The organism is Streptomyces sp. NPDC001093 (genome assembly GCF_040298985.1).
GTDB lineage: Bacteria > Actinomycetota > Actinomycetes > Streptomycetales > Streptomycetaceae > Streptomyces.
The window spans coordinates 1-19556 of sequence record NZ_JBEPBF010000070.1; the positions used below are offsets into that span (position 1 = coordinate 1).

General features: G+C 73.6%; 2 protein-coding genes and 1 pseudogene. All 3 read right to left on the reverse strand.

The window, feature by feature from the left end:
* The coding region (locus ABT288_RS29255; RefSeq protein WP_502972851.1) for an SDR family NAD(P)-dependent oxidoreductase at positions 1-7514 on the reverse strand (7514 nt) is incomplete at its 3' end.
* A 57-nt stretch (positions 7515-7571) separates the two neighbouring features.
* Positions 7572-12389 (reverse strand): annotated as a pseudogene (locus ABT288_RS29260) (type I polyketide synthase); the annotation flags it as partial.
* Between the two features lie 27 nt (positions 12390-12416).
* Positions 12417-19490, reverse strand: coding sequence for an SDR family NAD(P)-dependent oxidoreductase (locus ABT288_RS29265; protein ID WP_351613805.1), 7074 nt, complete (start codon positions 19488-19490; stop codon positions 12417-12419).
* Positions 19491-19556 lie beyond the last annotated feature (66 nt).

Genomic DNA, 19556 nt, shown 5'->3' on the forward strand with positions numbered 1-19556 from the left:
GCGAACCGGACCGCCTCACGGACATGGCGGACCCAGTACTCCGGGTCGGACAGGTCGTCGGTGACCAGAGCACCGGTCAGGGTCGACACGATCGGGACCGCAGGCGTGCCGTACTCCAACTCCGCTGCGATCGCCCGGAATTCGTCGAGCATCGGCTCCATCAGCGGGGAGTGGAAGGCGTGCGAGACCTTCAGACGGGTCGTCTTACGGCCTTCCGCCTCGAAGTGCGCCTTGATCCGCAGCGCCTCCGCCTCCACACCGGAAACCACCACTGCCTGCGGGCCGTTCACGGCCGCGATACCGACACCGTCCGCGAGCAGGGGACGGACCTCGTCCTCGGTCGCCTGCAGGGCGACCATCGCGCCGCCTTCCGGCAGCGCCTGCATCAGCCGGCCACGGGCCGTCACCAGCTTCGCCGCATCCGCCAGCGACAGCACCCCGGCCACATGCGCGGCGGCGAACTCACCGATCGAGTGACCGGCCAGGTAGTCGGGCTTGATGCCCCACGACTCCATCAGCCGGAACAACGCCACCTCGACCGCGAACAGAGCCGGCTGGGTGAACTCCGTACGGCTCAACCGCTCCGCGTCCTCACCCCACACGACCTCCCTGAGGGGAAGGTCGATCACATCCAGGACCGCGTCGAAAGCCTCGGCGAACACCGGGAACGCCTCGTACAGCTCCCGGCCCATCCCGACCCGCTGCGCCCCCTGACCCGTGAACAGGAACGCCGTACGACCAGCACCCCGCACACCCCCCTGCACCACACCCGCAGCCGACCGGCCCTCCACGAACGCGCTCAGACCCGCCAGCAACTCCTCCCGGTCCGTGCCGATCACCGCGAGGCGGCGGTCCATGGCGGCGCGGTCGGTGACCAGGGAGTGGGCGATGTCCAGGGCGCGCAGGGCGGGGTCGTTCGTCAGGTGTGTGCGCAGGCGCTCGGCCTGCCCGCGCAGGGCCTCGTCCGTCTTCGCGGACAGCACCCACGGCACGACGGGGAGGTCGTGCCCGGCGGACGGCTGCTCGGCGACGGCGGGTTCCGGGGCCTGTTCGATGATGACGTGGGCGTTGGTGCCGCTGATGCCGAAGGAGGAGATGCCCGCACGACGCGGACGCCCCGTCTCCGGCCACGGACGGGTCTCGGTCAGCAACCGGACGTTGCCCTCCGACCAGTCCACCTGGTGCGTCGGCTCATCGACGTGGAGGGTCCTGGGCAGCACACCGTGCCGGATCGCCTCGACCATCTTGATGATGCCCGACACACCCGCCGCCGCCTGCGTGTGCCCCATGTTCGACTTGATCGAACCCAGCCACAACGGCTGATCCTCCGGACGGTCCTTCCCGTACGTCGCCAGCAGCGCCTGCGCCTCGATCGGGTCACCCAGGGTCGTACCCGTACCGTGCGCCTCCACCGCGTCCACGTCGGTGGTGCTCAAGCCCGCCTGAGCCAGTGCCTGCCGGATGACCCGGCGCTGGGAGGGGCCGTTGGGGGCCGTGAGGCCGTTGCTGGCGCCGTCCTGGTTGAGGGCGGTGCCGCGGACCACGGCGAGGACGGGGTGGCCGTTGCGGCGGGCGTCGGACAGGCGCTCGACGAGCAGCATGCCCACACCCTCGCCCCACGCGGTGCCGTCCGTGGAGTCGGCGAACGACTTGCACCGGCCATCGGGAGCCAGCCCCCGCTGCCGGCTGAACTCCACGAACGCCTCCGGCGTCGCCATCACCGCCACACCACCGGCCAGCGCCAGCGAGCACTCCCCCGACCGCAACGCCTGCGCCGCGAGATGCAACGCCACCAATGACGACGAACAGGCCGTGTCGATGGTGACGGCCGGTCCCTCGAAACCGAAGACGTACGAGACGCGGCCGGAGGCGATGGCGCCGGTGCCGCTGTTGGCGGCGTAGTCGTGGTACATCATCCCGGCGAAGACACCGGTGGCCGAGCCCTTCAGCGTGGCCGGGTCGATGCCGGCCCGCTCGATCGCCTCCCAGGCGGTCTCCAGCAGCAGGCGCTGCTGCGGGTCCATGCCGAGGGCTTCGTTCGGGCTGATGCCGAAGAAGGCCGGGTCGAAGTCGGCGGCGTCGTGCAGGAAGCCGCCGTGCTTGACGTAGCTGGTGTTGGGACGCTCGGAGGCGGGGTCGTACAGCTCGTCGATGTTCCAGCCGCGGTTGGTCGGGAACTCCGACACCGCGTCCACCCCGTCGGCGACCAGCCGCCACAGGTCCTCCGGCGTCTCCACCCCGCCCGGGTAACGGCAGCTCATCCCGACGATGACGATCGGGTCGTCGTCGGTGCCGACGGTGGCGGGCAGGGCGGCCGGGGCGTCCGCGTCCTGGCCGGACAGTTCCTCCAGGAGGTGGCGGGCCACGTCGGCGGGGCTCGGGTAGTCGAAGACGAGGGTGGCGGGCAGCCGCAGACCGGTGTCGTCGTTCAGGCCGTTGCGCAGTTCGACGGCGGCCAGGGAGTCGACGCCGAGTTCCCGGAAGGCCCGCTGGGGGTCGACGGCCCCGGCGTCGGGGAAGCCGAGGACGACGGCGGCCCGGCTGAGGACCAGTTCGAGCAGGACCGTCAGGCGCTCCTCCTCCGGCAGCGAGGCGAGCCGGTGCTTGAGGGTGCCGGCCTCGGTCCTGGGCGTTCCGGCGCTGCGGCGGCGCCGGGTTGCGCCGGGCACCAGCGCGCGGAGCAGCGCGGGGGTGTCCTCGCCCTGGGAACGCAGCGCCGCCAGGTCGAACTTGACGGGGACCAGGGTGGGTTCGGTGCTGCGCTGGGCGGCGTCGAAGAGTGCGAGCCCCTCCTCGGGGGCGAGGGGGTGGATGCCGCCCTGGGAGATGCGGCCGCGCTCCGTCTCGTCGAGGGTGTCGGCCATGCCTCCGGCCCACAGGCCCCAGGCGAGGGACTTGGCGGGCAGGCCGTTGGCCTTGCGGTGCGCGGCGAGGGCGTCCAGGAAGGCGTTCGCGGCGGCGTAGTTGCCCTGGCCGGGGGCGCCCAGGGTGCCGGAGCCGGAGGAGAAGAGCACGAACGCGGTGAGGTTCTTGTCCGCGGTCAGCTCGTGCAGGTTCAGGGCCGCGTCCACCTTCGGACGCAGCACCCTGTCCACCCGCTCCGGGGTGAGGGAGGCGATCACACCGTCGTCCAGGACACCGGCCACATGCACGACCCCCGACAGGTCGACCCCGTCGAGGAGGGCTGCCAGTGTCTCGCGGTCGGCCGCGTCACAGGCGGCGACGGTGACCTCGGCGCCCAGGCCGGTCAGCTCCTCGATCAACTCCCGTGCCCCGGGCGCCTGTTCACCCCGGCGGCTGGTCAGCAGCAGTCTGCGGACGCCGTACTCGGTGACCAGGTGCCGGGCGAAGAGACGGCCCAGGGTGCCGGTCGCACCGGTCACGAGGACCGTGCCCTCGGCGGAGAAGGCCGGGGACTCGTCCGGTGCGAGCGGTGTGCGGGCCAGCCGGGCGCCGTGGGCCGTGCCGCCGCGCACCACGACCTGCGGTTCGCCGGTCGCCAGCGCCAGCGCGACGGCCGCGTCCGTGTCGGTGTCGGTGTCCGTGTCGGTGTCGACCAGGACGAAACGGTCGGGGTCCTCGGCCTGCGCCGAGCGGACCAGGCCCCAGACGGCGGCACCGGCCAGGTCGGAGACGTCCTCACCCGGCAACGCGACCGCACCCCGCGTGAGGAACACCAGCCGGCCCTCGGCGGACTGCAGCCGGCCGAGCGCCTCGTGGACCGCGGAACGCACCGCCTGCGCGTCGGTCCCCGGAACACCGGTGACGACCGTGACGGGCTCCTGGCCGCCGGACGGGGCGGCCGGGAGCGGGATCCACTCGACGTGGTGGAGGGAGTCCTGGAAACCGGCCCGGGCGGCGGCCAGCTGCTCCTCGGTGATCTGTCGCAGCACCAGGGACTCGACGGTGGCCACCGGACGCCCGTCGACGTCGGCGAGGGCGAGGGAGACCCCCGAACCGGTCGGCGTCAGCCGCACACGTACGGCGGCGGCTCCCGCCGCGTGCAGGGTGATACCGGACCAGGCGAAGGGCAGGGCCGCCTGGCCGCCGGTCACACCGGTGAAGCTGACGGCGTGCAGGGCGGCGTCGAGCACGGCGGGGTGGAGGCCGAGCCGCTCGGCATCCCGGTGGCCGCTCTCGGGGAGGGCGACCTCCGCGTACACGGTGTCACCGTCGCGCCAGGCGGCCTTGAGGGACTGGAAGACCGGACCGTACTGGAGGCCGAGTCCGGCGAGGTCCGCGTAGAGGCCGGTCACGTCGACGGCCTCGGCGCCCGCCGGCGGCCACTGGGTCAGGTCGAAGCGGCCCTGGTCGGCGCCCGGTGCCAGCACACCGGCGGCGTGCCGGGTCCAGGGGGCGTCCGGGGCGGGGCGGGAGTGGACGGTCAGCGACCGGATACCGGAGGCGTCGGGGGCGCCCACGGCGACCTGCACCTGCACCGACCCGCGCTCGGGCAGCGCGAGGGGTGCCTCCAGCGTCAGCTCCTCCAGGACGTCACAGCCGACCTGGTCGCCGGCCCGGACGGCCAGTTCGACGAATCCGGTGCCGGGGAAGAGGACGGTGCCGCCCACCACGTGGTCGGCGAGCCACGGCTGGGCCGACGTGGAGAGCCGGCCCGTGAGCACCACACCGTCGCTGTCGGCCAGCGTCACGGCGGCGCCGAGCAGCGGATGGTCGGCGGCGTCGAGTCCGGCGGAGGACACGTCACCGGCGCCGTTCTCCGGGGTGATCCAGTAGTGGCCGCGCTGGAAGGCGTACGTCGGCAGTTCGACCCGGCCGGCGCCGTGGCCGGCGAAGACGGCCGCCCAGTCCACGGTCACACCGCGCACGTGCAGGTGCGCCACGGCGGTGAGGACGGCGGTGGTCTCGGCGCGGTCCTTGCGCAGCGCGGCCGTCAGCACGGCCGTCTCCGACTCGACCGACTGCTGCGCCATGGCGGTCAGCACACCGTCCGGCCCCACCTCCAGGAAGCGGGTCACTCCCTCCGACTCCAGCACCTTCACCGCATCCGCGAACCGGACCGCCTCACGGACATGGCGGACCCAGTACTCCGGGTCGGACAGCTCGTCGGTGACCAGAGCACCGGTCAGGGTCGACACGATCGGAATGCTCGGCGCGCCGTACTCCAACTCCGCTGCGATCGCCCGGAATTCGTCGAGCATCGGGTCCATCAGCGGCGAGTGGAAAGCGTGCGAGACCTTCAGACGGGTCGTCTTACGGCCCTCCGCCTCGAAGTGCGCCTTGATCCGCAGCGCCTCCGCCTCTACACCGGAAACCACCACCGCCTGCGGGCCGTTCACGGCCGCGATACCGACACCATCCACCAGCAGCGGACGGACCTCGTCCTCGGTGGCCTGGACGGCGACCATCGCGCCGCCCTCCGGCAGCGCCTGCATCAAACGGCCACGAGCCACGACCAGCCTCGCCGCATCCGCCAGCGACAGCACCCCGGCCACATGCGCGGCGGCGAACTCACCGATCGAATGACCGGCCAGATAGTCGGGCCTGATGCCCCACGACTCCACCAGCCGGAACAGCGCCACCTCGACCGCGAACAGGGCCGGCTGGGTGAACTCCGTACGGCTCAACCGCTCCGCGTCCTCACCCCACACGACCTCCTTGAGGGGCAGGTCGATCACATCCAGGACCGCGTCGAAGGCCTCGGCGAACACCGGGAAGGCCTCGTACAGCTCCCGGCCCATCCCGACCCGCTGCGCCCCCTGACCCGTGAACAGGAACGCCGTCAGGCCGTCGGCGATGGTGCCGTGCACGGTTTCGGGGCGGTTGTCGCCCTGGGCGAGGGCCGTGAGGGCGGTGACGGCCGAGGCGCGGTCGGCGGACAGGACGACCGCGCGGTGTTCCAGTGCGGTGCGGGCGGTGGCCAGGGAGTGGCTGAGGTCGAGGGGGCTGAGGTCGCCGCGCTCGGCGATATGGGCGCCGACCCGCTCGGCCTGTGCGCGCAGGGCGTCGGCGCTGCGGGCGGAGACCAGCCAGGGCAGGGGGGTGCCGGCCGGCCAGGGGGCGGGGGCGGCCTCTTGGGTGGCGTTGTCGTCGGTGTTGTTGGCCTCGGTGTTGTTGTCCTGGACGGGTGCGGGAGCCGGGGGTTCCTCCAGGATGAGGTGGGCGTTGGTGCCGCTCACGCCGAACGCGGAGACGGCGGCGCGACGCGGGTGCTCGCCGCGGGGCCAGTGGCGGGCCTCGGTCAGCAGCTTGACGTTGCCCGCGCTCCAGTCGACGTGGGTGGAGGGCCGGTCGATGTGCAGGGTCTGCGGCATGGTCTCGTGCCGCATGGCCATGACCATCTTGATGATGCCGCCGACACCGGCCGCGGCCTGCGCGTGCCCGATGTTCGACTTCAGCGAGCCCAGCCACAGCGGGCGCTCCTCGGGGCGGCCCTGGCCGTAGGTGGCCAGCAGCGCCTGCGCCTCGATCGGGTCGCCCAGGGTGGTGCCGGTGCCGTGGCCCTCCACCAGGTCGAGCTGGGTGGCGGAGATCCCGGCGGCGCTGAGCGCCTCGCGGATGACGCGCTGCTGGGAGGGGCCGTTGGGGGCGGTGAGGCCGTTGCTGGCGCCGTCCTGGTTGATCGCGGAGCCCTTGACGACGGCGAGGACGGGGTGGCCGTGGGCGCGGGCGTCGGAGAGGCGTTCCAGGACGAGGATGCCGGCGCCCTCGGCCCAGCCGGTGCCGTCGGCGGCGTCCGCGTAGGCCTTGGGGCGGCCGTCGGCGGCGAGGCCGCCCTGCCGGGCCATGCCGATGAAGGGCCCGGGCGTCGACATCACCATGACGCCGCCGGCGAGCGCGAGGGTGCACTCGCGTTCGCGCAGCGCCTGGGCGGCGAGGTGGACGGCCACGAGCGAGGAGGAGCAGGCGGTGTCGACGGTGACCGCGGGGCCCTCGAGGCCGAGGGTGTAGGAGACGCGGCCGGCGATGACGGCGGCGACGGCCGCGGTGCCCATGAAGGGGCCGGCCGCCTCGGGGGCGGTGTTGAGCAGATCGCCGTAGTCCTGGAAGCCGGAGCCGGCGAAGACGGCCACCTGGCCGCCGCGCACCTTGTCGGCGGGGATGCCGGCCCGCTCCAGCGCCTCCCAGGACAGTTCGAGCATGAGCCGCTGCTGGGGGTCCATGGCGACGGCTTCGCGCGGCGAGATGCCGAAGAAGGCGGGGTCGAACTCGGCGGCGCCGTCGATGAATCCGCCGCGGCGCGCGAAGTCGAGGTCGTCGACGGAGTCCAGGTTCCAGCCGCGGTCGGCCGGGAAGGGGCCGACCGCGTCGACCCCGTCGGCCACCAGCCGCCACAGTTCCTCGGGGGAGGCGACCCCGCCCGGGTAGCGGCAGCTCATGCCGACGATTGCGATCGGGTCCTGTTCCCTGGCCTCGTACTCCTGGAGCCTGCGACGGGTCTGGGCCAGGTCGGCCGTGACCCGCTTGAGGTACTCGAGGAGCTTCTGATCGTCAGCCATCTGCCCGCCTCGCAACATCCTTTGGGGTACGCCTGATTCGGTGGTTCGGGTCATGCTCGGGTGGTGCCACTGGTGCCACTGGTGTCACTGGTGCCGGTGGAGCGGGGCTGCTCAGGCAAGGCCGAGCTCCTTGTCGATGAAGGAGAGGACGTCGTCGACGCTCGCGTCGTCGGCGAGCTGCCCCTCCGGGGAGGGCCCGGTGGTGCCGGTGCCGGCGAGCCGGGCGGTGAGGGTCTGCAGTCGGCCGGGGATGCGGTGGCGTTCGACGTCCTCGGGCGACAGGGCCGCCAGCGTCTCCTCCAGCCGGTCGAGTTCGGCGAGGACGGCCATGACGCCGCCGCCGTCGGTGTCCGGGCACAGTTCGCCGTGCAGGTGGGCGGCGAGCGCGGCCGGCGTGGCGTGGTCGAAGACCAGGGTGGCCGACAGCTTCAGGCCGGTCGCGGCGGACAGGGCCCGCTTGAGGTCCGTGGCGGCCACGGAGTCGAAGCCGTGGTCGGTGAAGGGCCGGGCCGGGTCCAGGTCCGCCGGGTCGTCGTAGCCGAGCAGCGCGGCCACGTGGGTGCGGACGAGGTCCAGGACGGCCCTGCCCTGCTGGGCCCGGGGCAGGTCCCCCAGCCGGGCGGCGAAGTCCGGCGCGTCCACGCCCGTGCCGCCGTCCCCGGCGGCCGCCGTCAGCGCGGCCCGGGCCTCGGGCAGCGCGCCGATCAGCGGGCGGGGGCGGGCCATGGTGTAGACGGGGGCGAAGCGCGCCCAGTCGATGTCGGCGACGACGAGGTGGGTCAGGTCGCGGTCGAGGATGCGGCCGAGGGCGGCGACGGCGAGGCCGGGGTTCATCGGCGGGGTGCCGATCCGGGCGAGGGCCGCGCCGAGTTCGGCGTCGACCATGCCGCCGTCCCACGATCCCCAGGCGACGGAGGTCGCGGTGACACCGCGGGTCCGGCGGGCGCGGGCGAGCGCGTCCAGGGCGGCGTTGGCGCTGCCGTAGGCGGCCTGTCCGGTGCTGCCCCAGACCGCGGATCCGGAGGAGAACAGTACGAAGGCGTCCAGCGGGCGGTCGCCGAGCAGCTCGTCGAGGTGCCGGGCGCCCGCCACCTTGGCGTCGGCGACGGCCGCGAACTCCGCCAGGGTCAGGTCGGACAGCGGGGCGATGCGCTGCATGACGCCGGCCGCGTGCACGACCGCGGTCAGCGGCGACTCCTCGGGGACCGACTCCAGCAGGCGGCACACCGCCTCGCGGTCGGCGACGTCGCACGCCTCGACGGTGACCCGGGTTCCGCGTTCGGCCAGTTCGGCGACGAGCGCGGCGACGCCTTCCGCGTCCGGCCCCCGCCGGCTGGTCAGCAGCAGGTGTTCGGCGCCCCGGTCGGCGAGCAGCCGGGCGACGTGAGCGCCGAGGCCTCCGGTTCCCCCGGTGATCAGCGTGGTGCCGCGGGGCTTCCAGGAGCGGACCGGTGGCCGGCCGGCGAGTGCCGTACGGACCATGCGGCGGCCGAGCACCCGGTCGCCGCGCACGGCGAGCTGGTCCTCGTCGCCGGGTGCGGCGAGCACCTGGCACAGCAGTCGTACGGTGTCGGCGTCCACGGTGGCGGGCAGGTCGACCAGGCCGCCCCAGCGTTCGGGCAGGTCGAGGCCGAGGGCGGAACCGAGGCCCCATACCGCCGCCTGTGCGGGATCGGCCGTGCCGTTGCCGGGGCCGGCGGCGACCGCCTGGGCGGTGACGCACCACAGGGGGGCGCCGATCCCGGCGTCCTCCAGGGCCTGTACCAGGGTGACCGTGGAGGCGGTGCCGCGGGACACGGAACCGTGCCGGGGATGCGGGCGGTTGTCGAGGGCGAGCAGGGAGAGGGTTCCGGCGAGGTTGGTGTAGGCGCGCAGCTGCCCGGCGAGGGCCTCCCGGTTCTGCTCGCCGACCTCCAGCCGTACCGTCCACACGCCCTGCGCGGCCAGCCCCTCGCTGACGGCACGCACGCGCGGCTCGTCGGTGCAGCCCTCGGGTACGGCGAGCAGCCAGGTGCCGTCGGGGGTGGTGCGCTCGGCGGAGGGCAGGGTGGCGGGCTGCCAGTCGACGCGGTAGCACCAGGAGTCGGTGCGGGCCTCGTCGCGCTGCCGGTGACGCCAGTCCCGCAGGGCGGGCAGCACCTCGCCCAGCAGGGGTGCCGGTACGCCGATCCGGTCGGCCAGGGTGTCGGCGTCCGCCCGTTCCAGCGTGTTCCACGCGGCGGTGTCGACGGCGTCCGGGGTGACGAGCGCGGTGCTGACGGCCGTCTCCGGGTCGCGCCAGTACCAGCGGCGCTGGAAGGCGTAGGTGGGCAGGTCGACCAGCCGGGCTCCGCGTCCGGCGAAGAAGGCCCGCCAGTCGACGGTGACGCCCCGGCAGTGGGCCTGGGCGAGACCGGTGACCAGTTCGGTCTCCTCTTCACGCTCGCGGCGCAGCAGCCCGATGAAGGCGCCCTCGGCGGACTGCGGCCCCATCGCGGACAGGGCCGCGTCCGGACCGAGTTCGAGGTACGTGGTGACGCCCTTGTCGGCCAGCACCTTCACCGCGTCGGCGAAGCGGACGGCCTCGCGGACGTGGCGGACCCAGTACTCCGGGTCGGTCAGCTCGTCCGTCACCGTGGTGCCGGTGAGGGTGGAGACGACCGGGATGGTGGGGCTGCCGTACTCCAACTCCCTTGCGATCGCCCGGAATTCGTCGAGCATCGGTTCCATGAGCGGGGAGTGGAAGGCGTGGGAGACCTTCAGGCGGGTGGTCTTACGGCCCTGGGCCTCGAAGTGCGCCTTGATCCGCAGCGCCTCCGCCTCCACACCGGAGACCACGACCGCCTGCGGGCCGTTGACGGCGGCGATGCCGATGCCGTCGGCGAGCAGGGGGCGTACTTCTTCTTCCGTCGCCTGGACGGCGACCATCGCGCCGCCCCCGGGGAGGGCCTGCATCAGCCGGCCGCGCGCGGTGATCAGCTTCGCGGCGTCGGCGAGGGACAGCACCCCGGCCACATGCGCGGCGGCGAACTCACCGATGGAGTGCCCGGCGAGGTAGTCGGGGGTGATGCCCCAGGACTCCAGCAGCCGGTACAGGGCGACTTCGAGGGCGAACAGGGCGGGCTGGGTGAACTCCGTACGGCTCAGCCGCTCGGCGTCCTCGCCCCAGACGACGTCCCTGAGGTGCGGGTCCAGCTCGGCCAGGATCGCGTCGAAGGCCTCGGCGAACACCGGGAACGCGTCGTACAGCTCCCGGCCCATCCCGACCCGCTGCGCCCCCTGGCCCGTGAACAGGAACGCCGTCAGACCGTCGGGGACGACCGCGCCCTGGACGGCGCCGGGTGAGGGGCGGCCCTCGGCCAGGGCGGTCAGCCTGCGGAGCAGTTCGGTGCGGTCGGTGGCGACGACGGCGGCCCGGTCCTGCAGGGCCGTGCGCGCGGTGGCCAGGGAGTGGCCCAGGTCGAGCAGGGTGGGCGCGTCATCGGCCTCGGCGCGGGTGAGCAGACGCCGGGCCTGGTCGCGCAGGGCGTCCGTGCCCTTCGCGGACAGCAGGACCGGGATCACCTTGGCGGTGCCGGTCGTCGGCCCGGCCGGCCCGGTCTCCTCCGGCTCGTCGGCGGTCGGGGCCTCCTCGATGATCACGTGGCCGTTGGTGCCGCTGAAGCCGAAGGAGGAGACCCCGGCCCGGCGCGGACGGCCGGGCTCGGCGGGCCACTGACGGGGCTCGGTGAGCAGCCGTACCGCTCCCTGCGTCCAGTCGACCTTGTTGCTCGGCTCGTCCACGTGCAGGGTGCGGGGCAGCACCCCGTGACGCATGGCTTCGACCATCTTGATGATGCCGCCGACACCGGCCGCGGCCTGCGCGTGCCCGATGTTCGACTTCAGCGAGCCCAGCCACAGCGGGCGCTCCTCGGGGCGGCCCTGACCGTAGGTGGCCAGCAGCGCCTGCGCCTCGATCGGGTCACCCAGCACCGTGCCGGTGCCATGCGCCTCCACCGCGTCGACCTGGTCGGCGGTGAGCTGGGCGGAGGCCAGTGCCTCCTGGATGACCCGGCGCTGGGAGGGGCCGTTGGGGGCGGAGATCCCGTTGCTGGCACCGTCCTGGTTGACGGCGATGCCGCGGACCACGGCGAGGACGGGGTGGCCGTGGGCGCGGGCGTCGGAGAGGCGCTCGACGAGCAGCATGCCCACGCCTTCACCCCAGCCGGTGCCGTCGGCGGCGTCGGCGAACGACTTGCAGCGGCCGTCGGGGGACAGACCCCGGTCCTGGCTGAAGCCGACGAAGGCGTGCGGGTGGGCCATGACGGTCGCGCCGCCCGCGAGGGCGAGGGAGCAGTCACCGGCGCGCAGCGCGCGGACCGCCAGGTGCAGGGCGACCAGGGAGGAGGAGCAGGCGGTGTCGACGGTGATCGCGGGGCCCTCGAGGCCGAGGGTGTAGGAGATGCGTCCGGAGGCGACGCTGGCCAGGCTGCCGGTGCCGCCTCCGACGAGGTAGTCGTGGTAGACCACGCCGACGTAGACGCCCGTCCTGGTCTCCTTGAGCGTGACCGGGTCGATGCCCGCCCGCTCCAGGGCCTCCCAGGCGGTTTCCAGCAGCAGCCGCTGCTGCGGGTCGGTCTCCTTGGCCTCCTTCGGGCCCATCTTGAAGAAGTCGGCGTCGAAGTACCCGGCGTCGTGGAGGAATCCGCCCTGGCGGCTGTAGGTCTTGCCGGGCTTGGCGGGCTCGGGGTCGTAGAGCGCCTCCGTGTCCCAGTCGCGGTTGTCCGGGAAGTAGGAGATGGCGTCGCGGCCGGAGTCCACCAGCTCCCACAGGTCCTCGGGCGTGCTGACGTCGCCCGGGTAGCGGCAGCTCATGGCCACGATGGCGATCGGCTCGTGGTCCTTGGACTCGGCCTCGCGCAGCCTGCGCCGGGTCTGCTGGAGATCGGACGTGGCGCGCCTGAGGTAGTCACGAAGTTTGTCGTCATTCCCCATCGCTCATGAACCAATCTCGAGGTTGTCCAGGGCCTGGAAGAGTTCGTCGTCCGAGGCCGTGGTGAAGTCGTCGTCCTGCTGTTCCTCGGCCGTCCTGCCGCGGGCGTCCCGCCAGGTACGGAGCAACGCCTCGAGCCGGGCGGTGATCCGGGCGGTGTCGCCGTTCAGCTCGGGGGCGGCGGACAGGGCCGCTTCGACACGGTCGAGTTCGGCGAGCAGCGGCTGGGCCGGTCCGGCCTCTCCCGCCGTCTCCTCCTGGAGCAGCAGCGCGGCCACGGCATGGGAGTTGGGGTGGTCGAAGGCCAGGGTGGCCGGCAGGTGGTAGCCCGTGAGGCGGGTGAGCCGCTTGCGCAGTTCGCCCGCCGCGACCGAGTCGAAGCCGAGTTCGGTGAAGGCCCGGTCGGGTTCGACGGCGTCGCCGGACTCGTGGCCGAGCACCGCGGCGACCTGGTCGCGCACCAGCGTCAGTACGGCCCGTTCCCGTTCGCCGTCGGGCAGGGCGAGGATCTCTCCCCAGCGCCCGGTGTCGGCGTCGTCCGGTTCTGCCGCGCCGACCGTGCCGCTGATGGCGACGACGCCTCCGGCGCCGGCCTCGGCGAGCCAGTAGGGGCGGCGCTGGAAGGCGTACGTCGGCAGCTCGACCCTGCCGGAGGGGTGCTCGGGGAAGTACGCCGTCCAGTCGACGGCGACACCGCGGCAGTGGGCCAGTGCGACCGCGGCCGTCAGCTCCCGCCGCTCCTCGCGGCCCCGGCGCAGCGCGGCCACGAACACGGCGTCGGCCTCGTCCGCGTCGGCCATGCAGTCGGGCCCGGTGGCGGTCAGGGCCGCGTCCGGTCCGATCTCCAGGAACGTGCCGACCCGCAGCGCCGCCAGCTGTTGCACCGCGTCGGCGAAGCGCACGGTGGCGCCGACGTGCCGGGCCCAGTACTCGGGGGTCCCGATCTCGTCCGCGTCGACGGTCGTGCCGGTGAGGGTGGAGACGATCGGGATGTTCGGGCTGCCGTACTCCAACTCGCCTGCCACGGAACGGAATTCGTCGAGCATCGGGTCCATCAGCGGCGAGTGGAAGGCGTGCGAGACCTTCAGCCGGGTCGTCTTACGGCCCTCCGCCTCGAAGTGCGCCTTGATCCGCAGCGCCTCCGCCTCCACACCGGAAACCACGACCGCCTGCGGGCCGTTCACGGCGGCGATGCCGATGCCGTCGGCGAGCAGGGGGCGTACCTCGTCCTCGGTGGCCTGCAGGGCAACCATCGCGCCGCCTTCCGGCAGCGCCTGCATCAAACGGCCACGAGCCACGACCAGCCTCGCCGCATCGGCGAGGGACAGCACCCCGGCCACATGCGCGGCGGCGAACTCACCGATCGAGTGACCGGCCAGATAGTCGGGCCTGATACCCCACGACTCCACCAGCCGGAACAGCGCCACCTCGACCGCGAACAGGGCCGGCTGGGTGAACTCCGTACGGCTCAGCCGGTCCGCGTCCTCGCCCCAGACGACCTCCTTGAGCGGCAGGTCGATCACGTCCAGGACCGCGTCGAAGGCCTCGGCGAACACCGGGAACGCCTCGTACAGCTCCCGGCCCATCCCGACCCGCTGCGCACCCTGACCCGTGAACAGGAAGGCCAGTTTGCGGCCGGAGGTGCGGGCGCGGTCGGTGACAGCGGTGGCGGGGAGGTCGCCCTCGGCGAGGGCGGTGAGGGTGCGCAGGGCTTGGTCGTGGTCTTCGGCGAGGACCGCGGCGCGGTGTTCGAAGGCGGTGCGTTCGACGGCGAGCGCACGGGCGATCTCCGGTGCACCGGCCCGCGGGCCGGTGCCGAGCCAGGCCGCGAGCTTGGCGGCCTGGGCGCGCAGGGCCTGCGGGGTGCGGCCGGACAGCAGCCAGGGCAGGACTCCGGAGGACGGCGCGTCAGCGTCCGTGGGCCGCTCGGACGGCTCGGTGGCCTCTTCGGTCTGTTCCACGATGACGTGGGCGTTGGTGCCGCTGATGCCGAAGGAGGAGACGGCGGCACGGCGGGGTGCGTCGCCGGCCGGCCAGTCGCGGGCCTCGGTGAGCAGCCGCAGGTTGCCGGCCGTCCAGTCGACCTTGGTGGAGGGGGTGTCGGCGTGCAGGGTCGGGGGCAGGACGCCGTGCCGGATGGCCTCGATCACCTTGATGACCCCGGCGACGCCGGCGGCGGCCTGGGTGTGCCCGATGTTCGACTTGATGGAGCCGAGCCAGACGGGTCGGTCGGCGGGGCGGTCCTGGCCGTAGGTGGCCAGCAGTGCCTGCGCCTCGATGGGGTCGCCGAGGGTGGTGCCGGTGCCGTGGGCCTCGACGAGGTCGACGTCGGCCGGGGTGAGGCCGGCGCTGGTGAGGGCCTGGCGGATGACGCGCTGCTGGGCGGGGCCGTTGGGGGCGGAGATGCCGTTGCTGGCGCCGTCCTGGTTGACGGCGGAACCGCGGACCACGGCGAGGACGGGGTGACCGTGGGCGCGGGCGTCGGACAGGCGCTCGACGAGGAGGAGGCCCACGCCCTCGGAGAACCCGGTGCCGTCTGCCTCCTCGGCGAAGGAGCGGCAACGGCCGTCGGGGGACAGCCCCTGCTGGAGGCCGAACTCGACGAGTACCTCGGTGGTGGCCATCACGGTCACACCGCCGGCCAGGGCGAGGTTGCACTCGCCCGAGCGCAGTGCCTGGATCGCGAGGTGCAGGGCGACCAGGGAGGAGGAACAGGCGGTGTCGACGGTGACGGCCGGGCCTTCGAGTCCGTATGTGTAGGACAGGCGGCCGGAGTTGATGGAGCCGGTGGCCCGGGAGTTGGCGTAGTCGTGGTACATGGCACCGGTGTAGACGCCGGTGCGGCTGCCGCGGAGGGTGGCGGGGTCGATGCCGGCCCGCTCGAGGACCTCCCAGGAGGTCTCCAGCAGCAGCCGCTGCTGCGGGTCCATGCCGAGCGCTTCGTTCGGGGAGATGCCGAAGAACTCCGCGTCGAACTCGGCGGCGTCGTGCAGGAAGCCGCCGGAGCGGGTGTAGGTGCGGCCGGGGGTGCCGGGCTCGGGGTGGTAGACGCCCTCGATGTCCCAGCCCCGGTCGGTGGGGAAGGGGGAGACGGTCTCGGTGCCTTCGGCGACGAGCCGCCACAGGTCCTCGGGGGTCTGCACGTCGCCGGGGAAGCGGCAGGCCATGGCGACCACGGCGATCGGTTCGTCGGCCGCGCCGGTGGTGGCGACGGGCGCGGGCGTCTGGGCCGTGGCACCGCCGAGCGCGGTCTCCTTGAGGAACCGGGCGGCGGCGCGGGCGCTGGGGTGGTCGAAGACCAGGGTGGCGGGCAGGCGCAGGCCGGTGGCGGCGGTGAGCCGGTTGCGCAGTTCGACGGCGGTCAGGGAGTCGAAGCCGAGTTCCTTGAAGGCCCGGTCGGGTTCGACGGCGTCGGCGGAGTCGTGGCCGAGGACGCCGGCGACGTGGGTGCGGACCAGGTCGAGCAGGAGTGTGTCGCGCTCGGGTTCCGGCAGCCGGGCCAGTTGGTCGGCCAGCGAGGAGGCGTCCGTGCCGCCAGTGCGGGCGGTCTTGCGGGCCGGGACGCGCACCAGGTCGCCGAGGATGCTGTGCAGGTGGCCGGCGCCGGCCTGGGCGCGCAGGGCGGCCAGGTCGAGGCGGAGCAGCAGCAGGAGCGGCTCGGCGGCGGTGAGCGCCTGGTCGAACAGGGCGAGGCCCTCGGCCGTGGTCATGGCGGGGAAGCCCTGGCGGCGGAGGCGTTCGGTGTCGGCCTCGTCGAGGTTCCCGGTCATGCCGGTGGCCTCCGCCCACAGGCCCCAGGCCATGGAGGTGGCGGGGAGTCCGGCCGCGCGGCGGTGGGCGGCGAGGGCGTCGAGGAAGACGTTGGCGGTGGCGTAGTTGGCCTGTCCGGCGGCGCCCAGGGTGCCGGCGGCGGAGGAGAACAGCGCGAAGAGGGCGAGGCCGTGGCCGGCGGTGAGTTCGTGCAGGTGCCAGGCGGCGTCGGCCTTGGGGGCGAGGACGGTGTCGAGGCGCTCGGGGGTGAGAGCGGTGACGGTGCCGTCGTCGAGGACGCCCGCCGCGTGGATGACGGCGGTCAGGGGGTGTGCTTCGGGGATGGTGCCGAGCAGGTCGGCCAGGGCGCTCCGGTCGGAGACGTCACAGGCGGCGAGGGTGACCTCGGCTCCCGACTCGGCGAGTTCCGCCCGGAGTTCTGCGGCGCCGGGGGCGTCCGCGCCGCGGCGGCTGGTCAGCAGCAGGTGCCGTACGCCGTGGGTGGTGACGAGGTGGCGGGCGACGAGGGCGCCCAGGCCGCTGGTGCCGCCGGTGATCAGCACGGTGCCCTCGGGGTCGAGGGCGGCCGGGTCGGTGGGGGCGGCGGGTTCGGTGGTGCGGGCCAGCCGGGGGGCGAACAGGGTGCCGTCGCGCAGGGCCAGCTCGGGTTCGCCGGTGGCCAGGGCGCCGGGGAGGGCGGCACGGGAGGCTGGGGTGCCGTCGAGGTCGGCCAGGGTGATCAGGCCGGGGTTCTCGGCCTGGGCGGCGCGCAGCAGGCCCCAGGCGGGGGCGAGGGCGAGGGAGGGTGCCGGGTCTCCGGGGAGGGCGACGGCGCCGTGGGTGACGACGACGAGGTGGGCGTCGGCGTAGCGCTCCTCGCCGAGCCAGGTCTGTACGAGGTCCAGGGCGCGGTGGGCGGTGGTGTGCACGGCATCGGGGGTGCCGTCGTCGGCGGGGGCGCCGAAGTCGACGACGACCGTGGCCGGGACGGGCTGGTCGGTGTCGAGCTGGTCCAGGCCGGAGACGTGGACGGGCTCCGGCTGGTCGGTGCCGTCCAGGGGGAGGGGCGTCCAGTTGAGCCGGTAGGGCAGTTCGCGGCGCCCGCCGGCGGCCTCGAGCTGTCCGGCGGAGACGGCGCGGGCCACGATGGACTCGACGCTGACGACGGGGCTGCCGCTGGTGTCGGCGGCCTCGAGCAGGGTGTTGCCCTGTGCGTCGGTGACGAGCCGCACGCGCAGCGCGGTGGCGCCGACGGCGTGCAGCCGGACTCCGGTCCAGGCGAACGGCAGGACCGTTTCGCCGTCGTCCTGTCCCTGCCTGCCGACGAGTTCGGTGTGCAGGGCGGCGTCCAGCAGCGCCGGGTGCAGGCCGAAGGCCTGGGCGTCGGCGTGTGCCTGCTCGGGCAGGGTGACCTCGGCGAACAGCTCTTCGCCGCGCCGCCAGGCCGCGGTCAGGCCCTGGAACACGGGCCCGTAGGCGTAGCCGCGGCCGAAGAGCCGCTCGTAGGCGCCGTCCAGGCCGATGGGTTCGGCACCGGCGGGCGGCCACTGGGTGAGGTCGAAGCCGGCGTCGGAGGTCTGTGCGGTCAGCACACCGGAGGCGTGCCGGATCCAGGGCTGGTCCTCGCCGTCGGCGCGGGAGTGGATGCCGACGGTGCGGGCGCCGGAGTCGTCGGGGGCGCCGAGCAGCACCTGCAGGGCCACTCCGCCGCGCTCGGGCAGGACGAGCGGTGCGTGCAGGGTGAGTTCGTCCAGCGTGCCGCAGCCGGCCTGGTCGCCGGCCCGGACGGCCAGTTCCATGAAGGCGGTGCCGGGCAGCAGGACGGCGCCGAGGGCCTCGTGGTCGGCGAGCCAGGGGTGGGTGCTCAGCGACAGGCGGCCGGTGAAGACGTGACCGCCGGACTCGGCGGTCTCCACGGCGGCGGCCAGCAGCGGGTGTTCGACGACGGCCTGGCCGATGCCGGCGACCTCGTCGCCCGGGGTCGGGACGTTCAGCCAGTAGCGCTTGCGCTGGAAGGCGTAGCTCGGCAGGTCCGTCGTACGGGCGTCGGTGCCGTCGAAGAAGGCGGCCCAGTCCACCGGGGCGCCGCGCACCCAGGTCTCGGCGAGCGAGGTGGCGAACCGGAGCAGGCCGCCCTCGTTCCGGCGCAGGGAGCCGACCACGCCGGCCTGTTTGCCGGCGGCGTCGACGGATTCCTGGACGCCGTTCTTGAGGATGTGGTGGGCCGTGGGCTCCACGAAGAGGGTGAAGCCGTCGCGCAGCAGGGCCCGGGTGGCCTCGTCGAAGCGGACGGTCCGGCGCAGGTTGGTGTACCAGTAGTCGCCGTCCAGCTGGGCGGTGTCGAGGATGTCGCCGGTGACGGTGGAGTAGAACGGCAGCCGGACCGAGCGCGGGGACACGGGCGCGAGGACCTCGCCGAGCCGGTCCTGGATCTCCTCCACGAAGTGCGAGTGGGAGGCGTAGTCGACGGGGATGCGGCGGACCCGCACGCCCTGCTCGGTGAGCTCGGCGAACAGTTCGTCGAGGGCACCGGTCTCGCCGCAGACCACGGCGGTGGAGGTGCCGTTGACGGCGGCCAACTGGAGGCGGCCGTCCCAGCGGGCCAGGCGCGGGGAGATGTCGGCGGCGGGCAGCGGCACGGACATCATGCCGCCCTTGCCGGCGAGGCGCTCCTTGATGACCTGGCTGCGCAGGGCGACGACGCGGGCGCCGTCCTGCAGGGAGAGCGCGCCGGCGACGGTGGCCGCGGCGATCTCGCCCTGGGAGTGCCCGACGACCGCGGAGGGCTCGACGCCGTAGGAGCGCCACAGCGCGGCCAGCGACACCATGACGGCCCACAGCACCGGCTGGACGACGTCCACCGGTTCCAGGGTGGGCTGTCCTTCCGTGCCGCGCAGCACGCCGATCAGGTCCCAGTCGACGAACTCGGCCAGGGCCTGGGCGCAGGCGGTCATCTGGGCGGCGAACACCGGGGACTGGTCGAGGAGTTCGACGGCCATGCCGTCCCACTGCGAGCCCTGTCCGGGGAAGACGAAGACGGTGCGCGGCTCACCGCCGCCGGCGGCGCCGGAGACGACCGAGGCTCCGGTGCCGCTGTTCGCGAAGGAGGCGAGGGAGTCGAGCAGGGTATCGCGGTCGGTGCCGAGCACCACTGCCCGGTGCCCGAGCCTGGCCCGGGTCGTGGCGAGCGACAGACCGATGTCGACCGGGCGCTCCGCGGGCCGGTCCGTCATGTGTTTCCACAGCTTCTCGGCCTGGGCCCGCAACGCCTGTGCGCTCTTTCCCGAGATCAGCCACGGCACTGCCGGAGGCATTTCCTCACCGCTCACCCAGGACACCCCTTGAATTGGTAAAAGAACATCACGCGTGTCGTCGTGCAGAAGGACTCTGATACA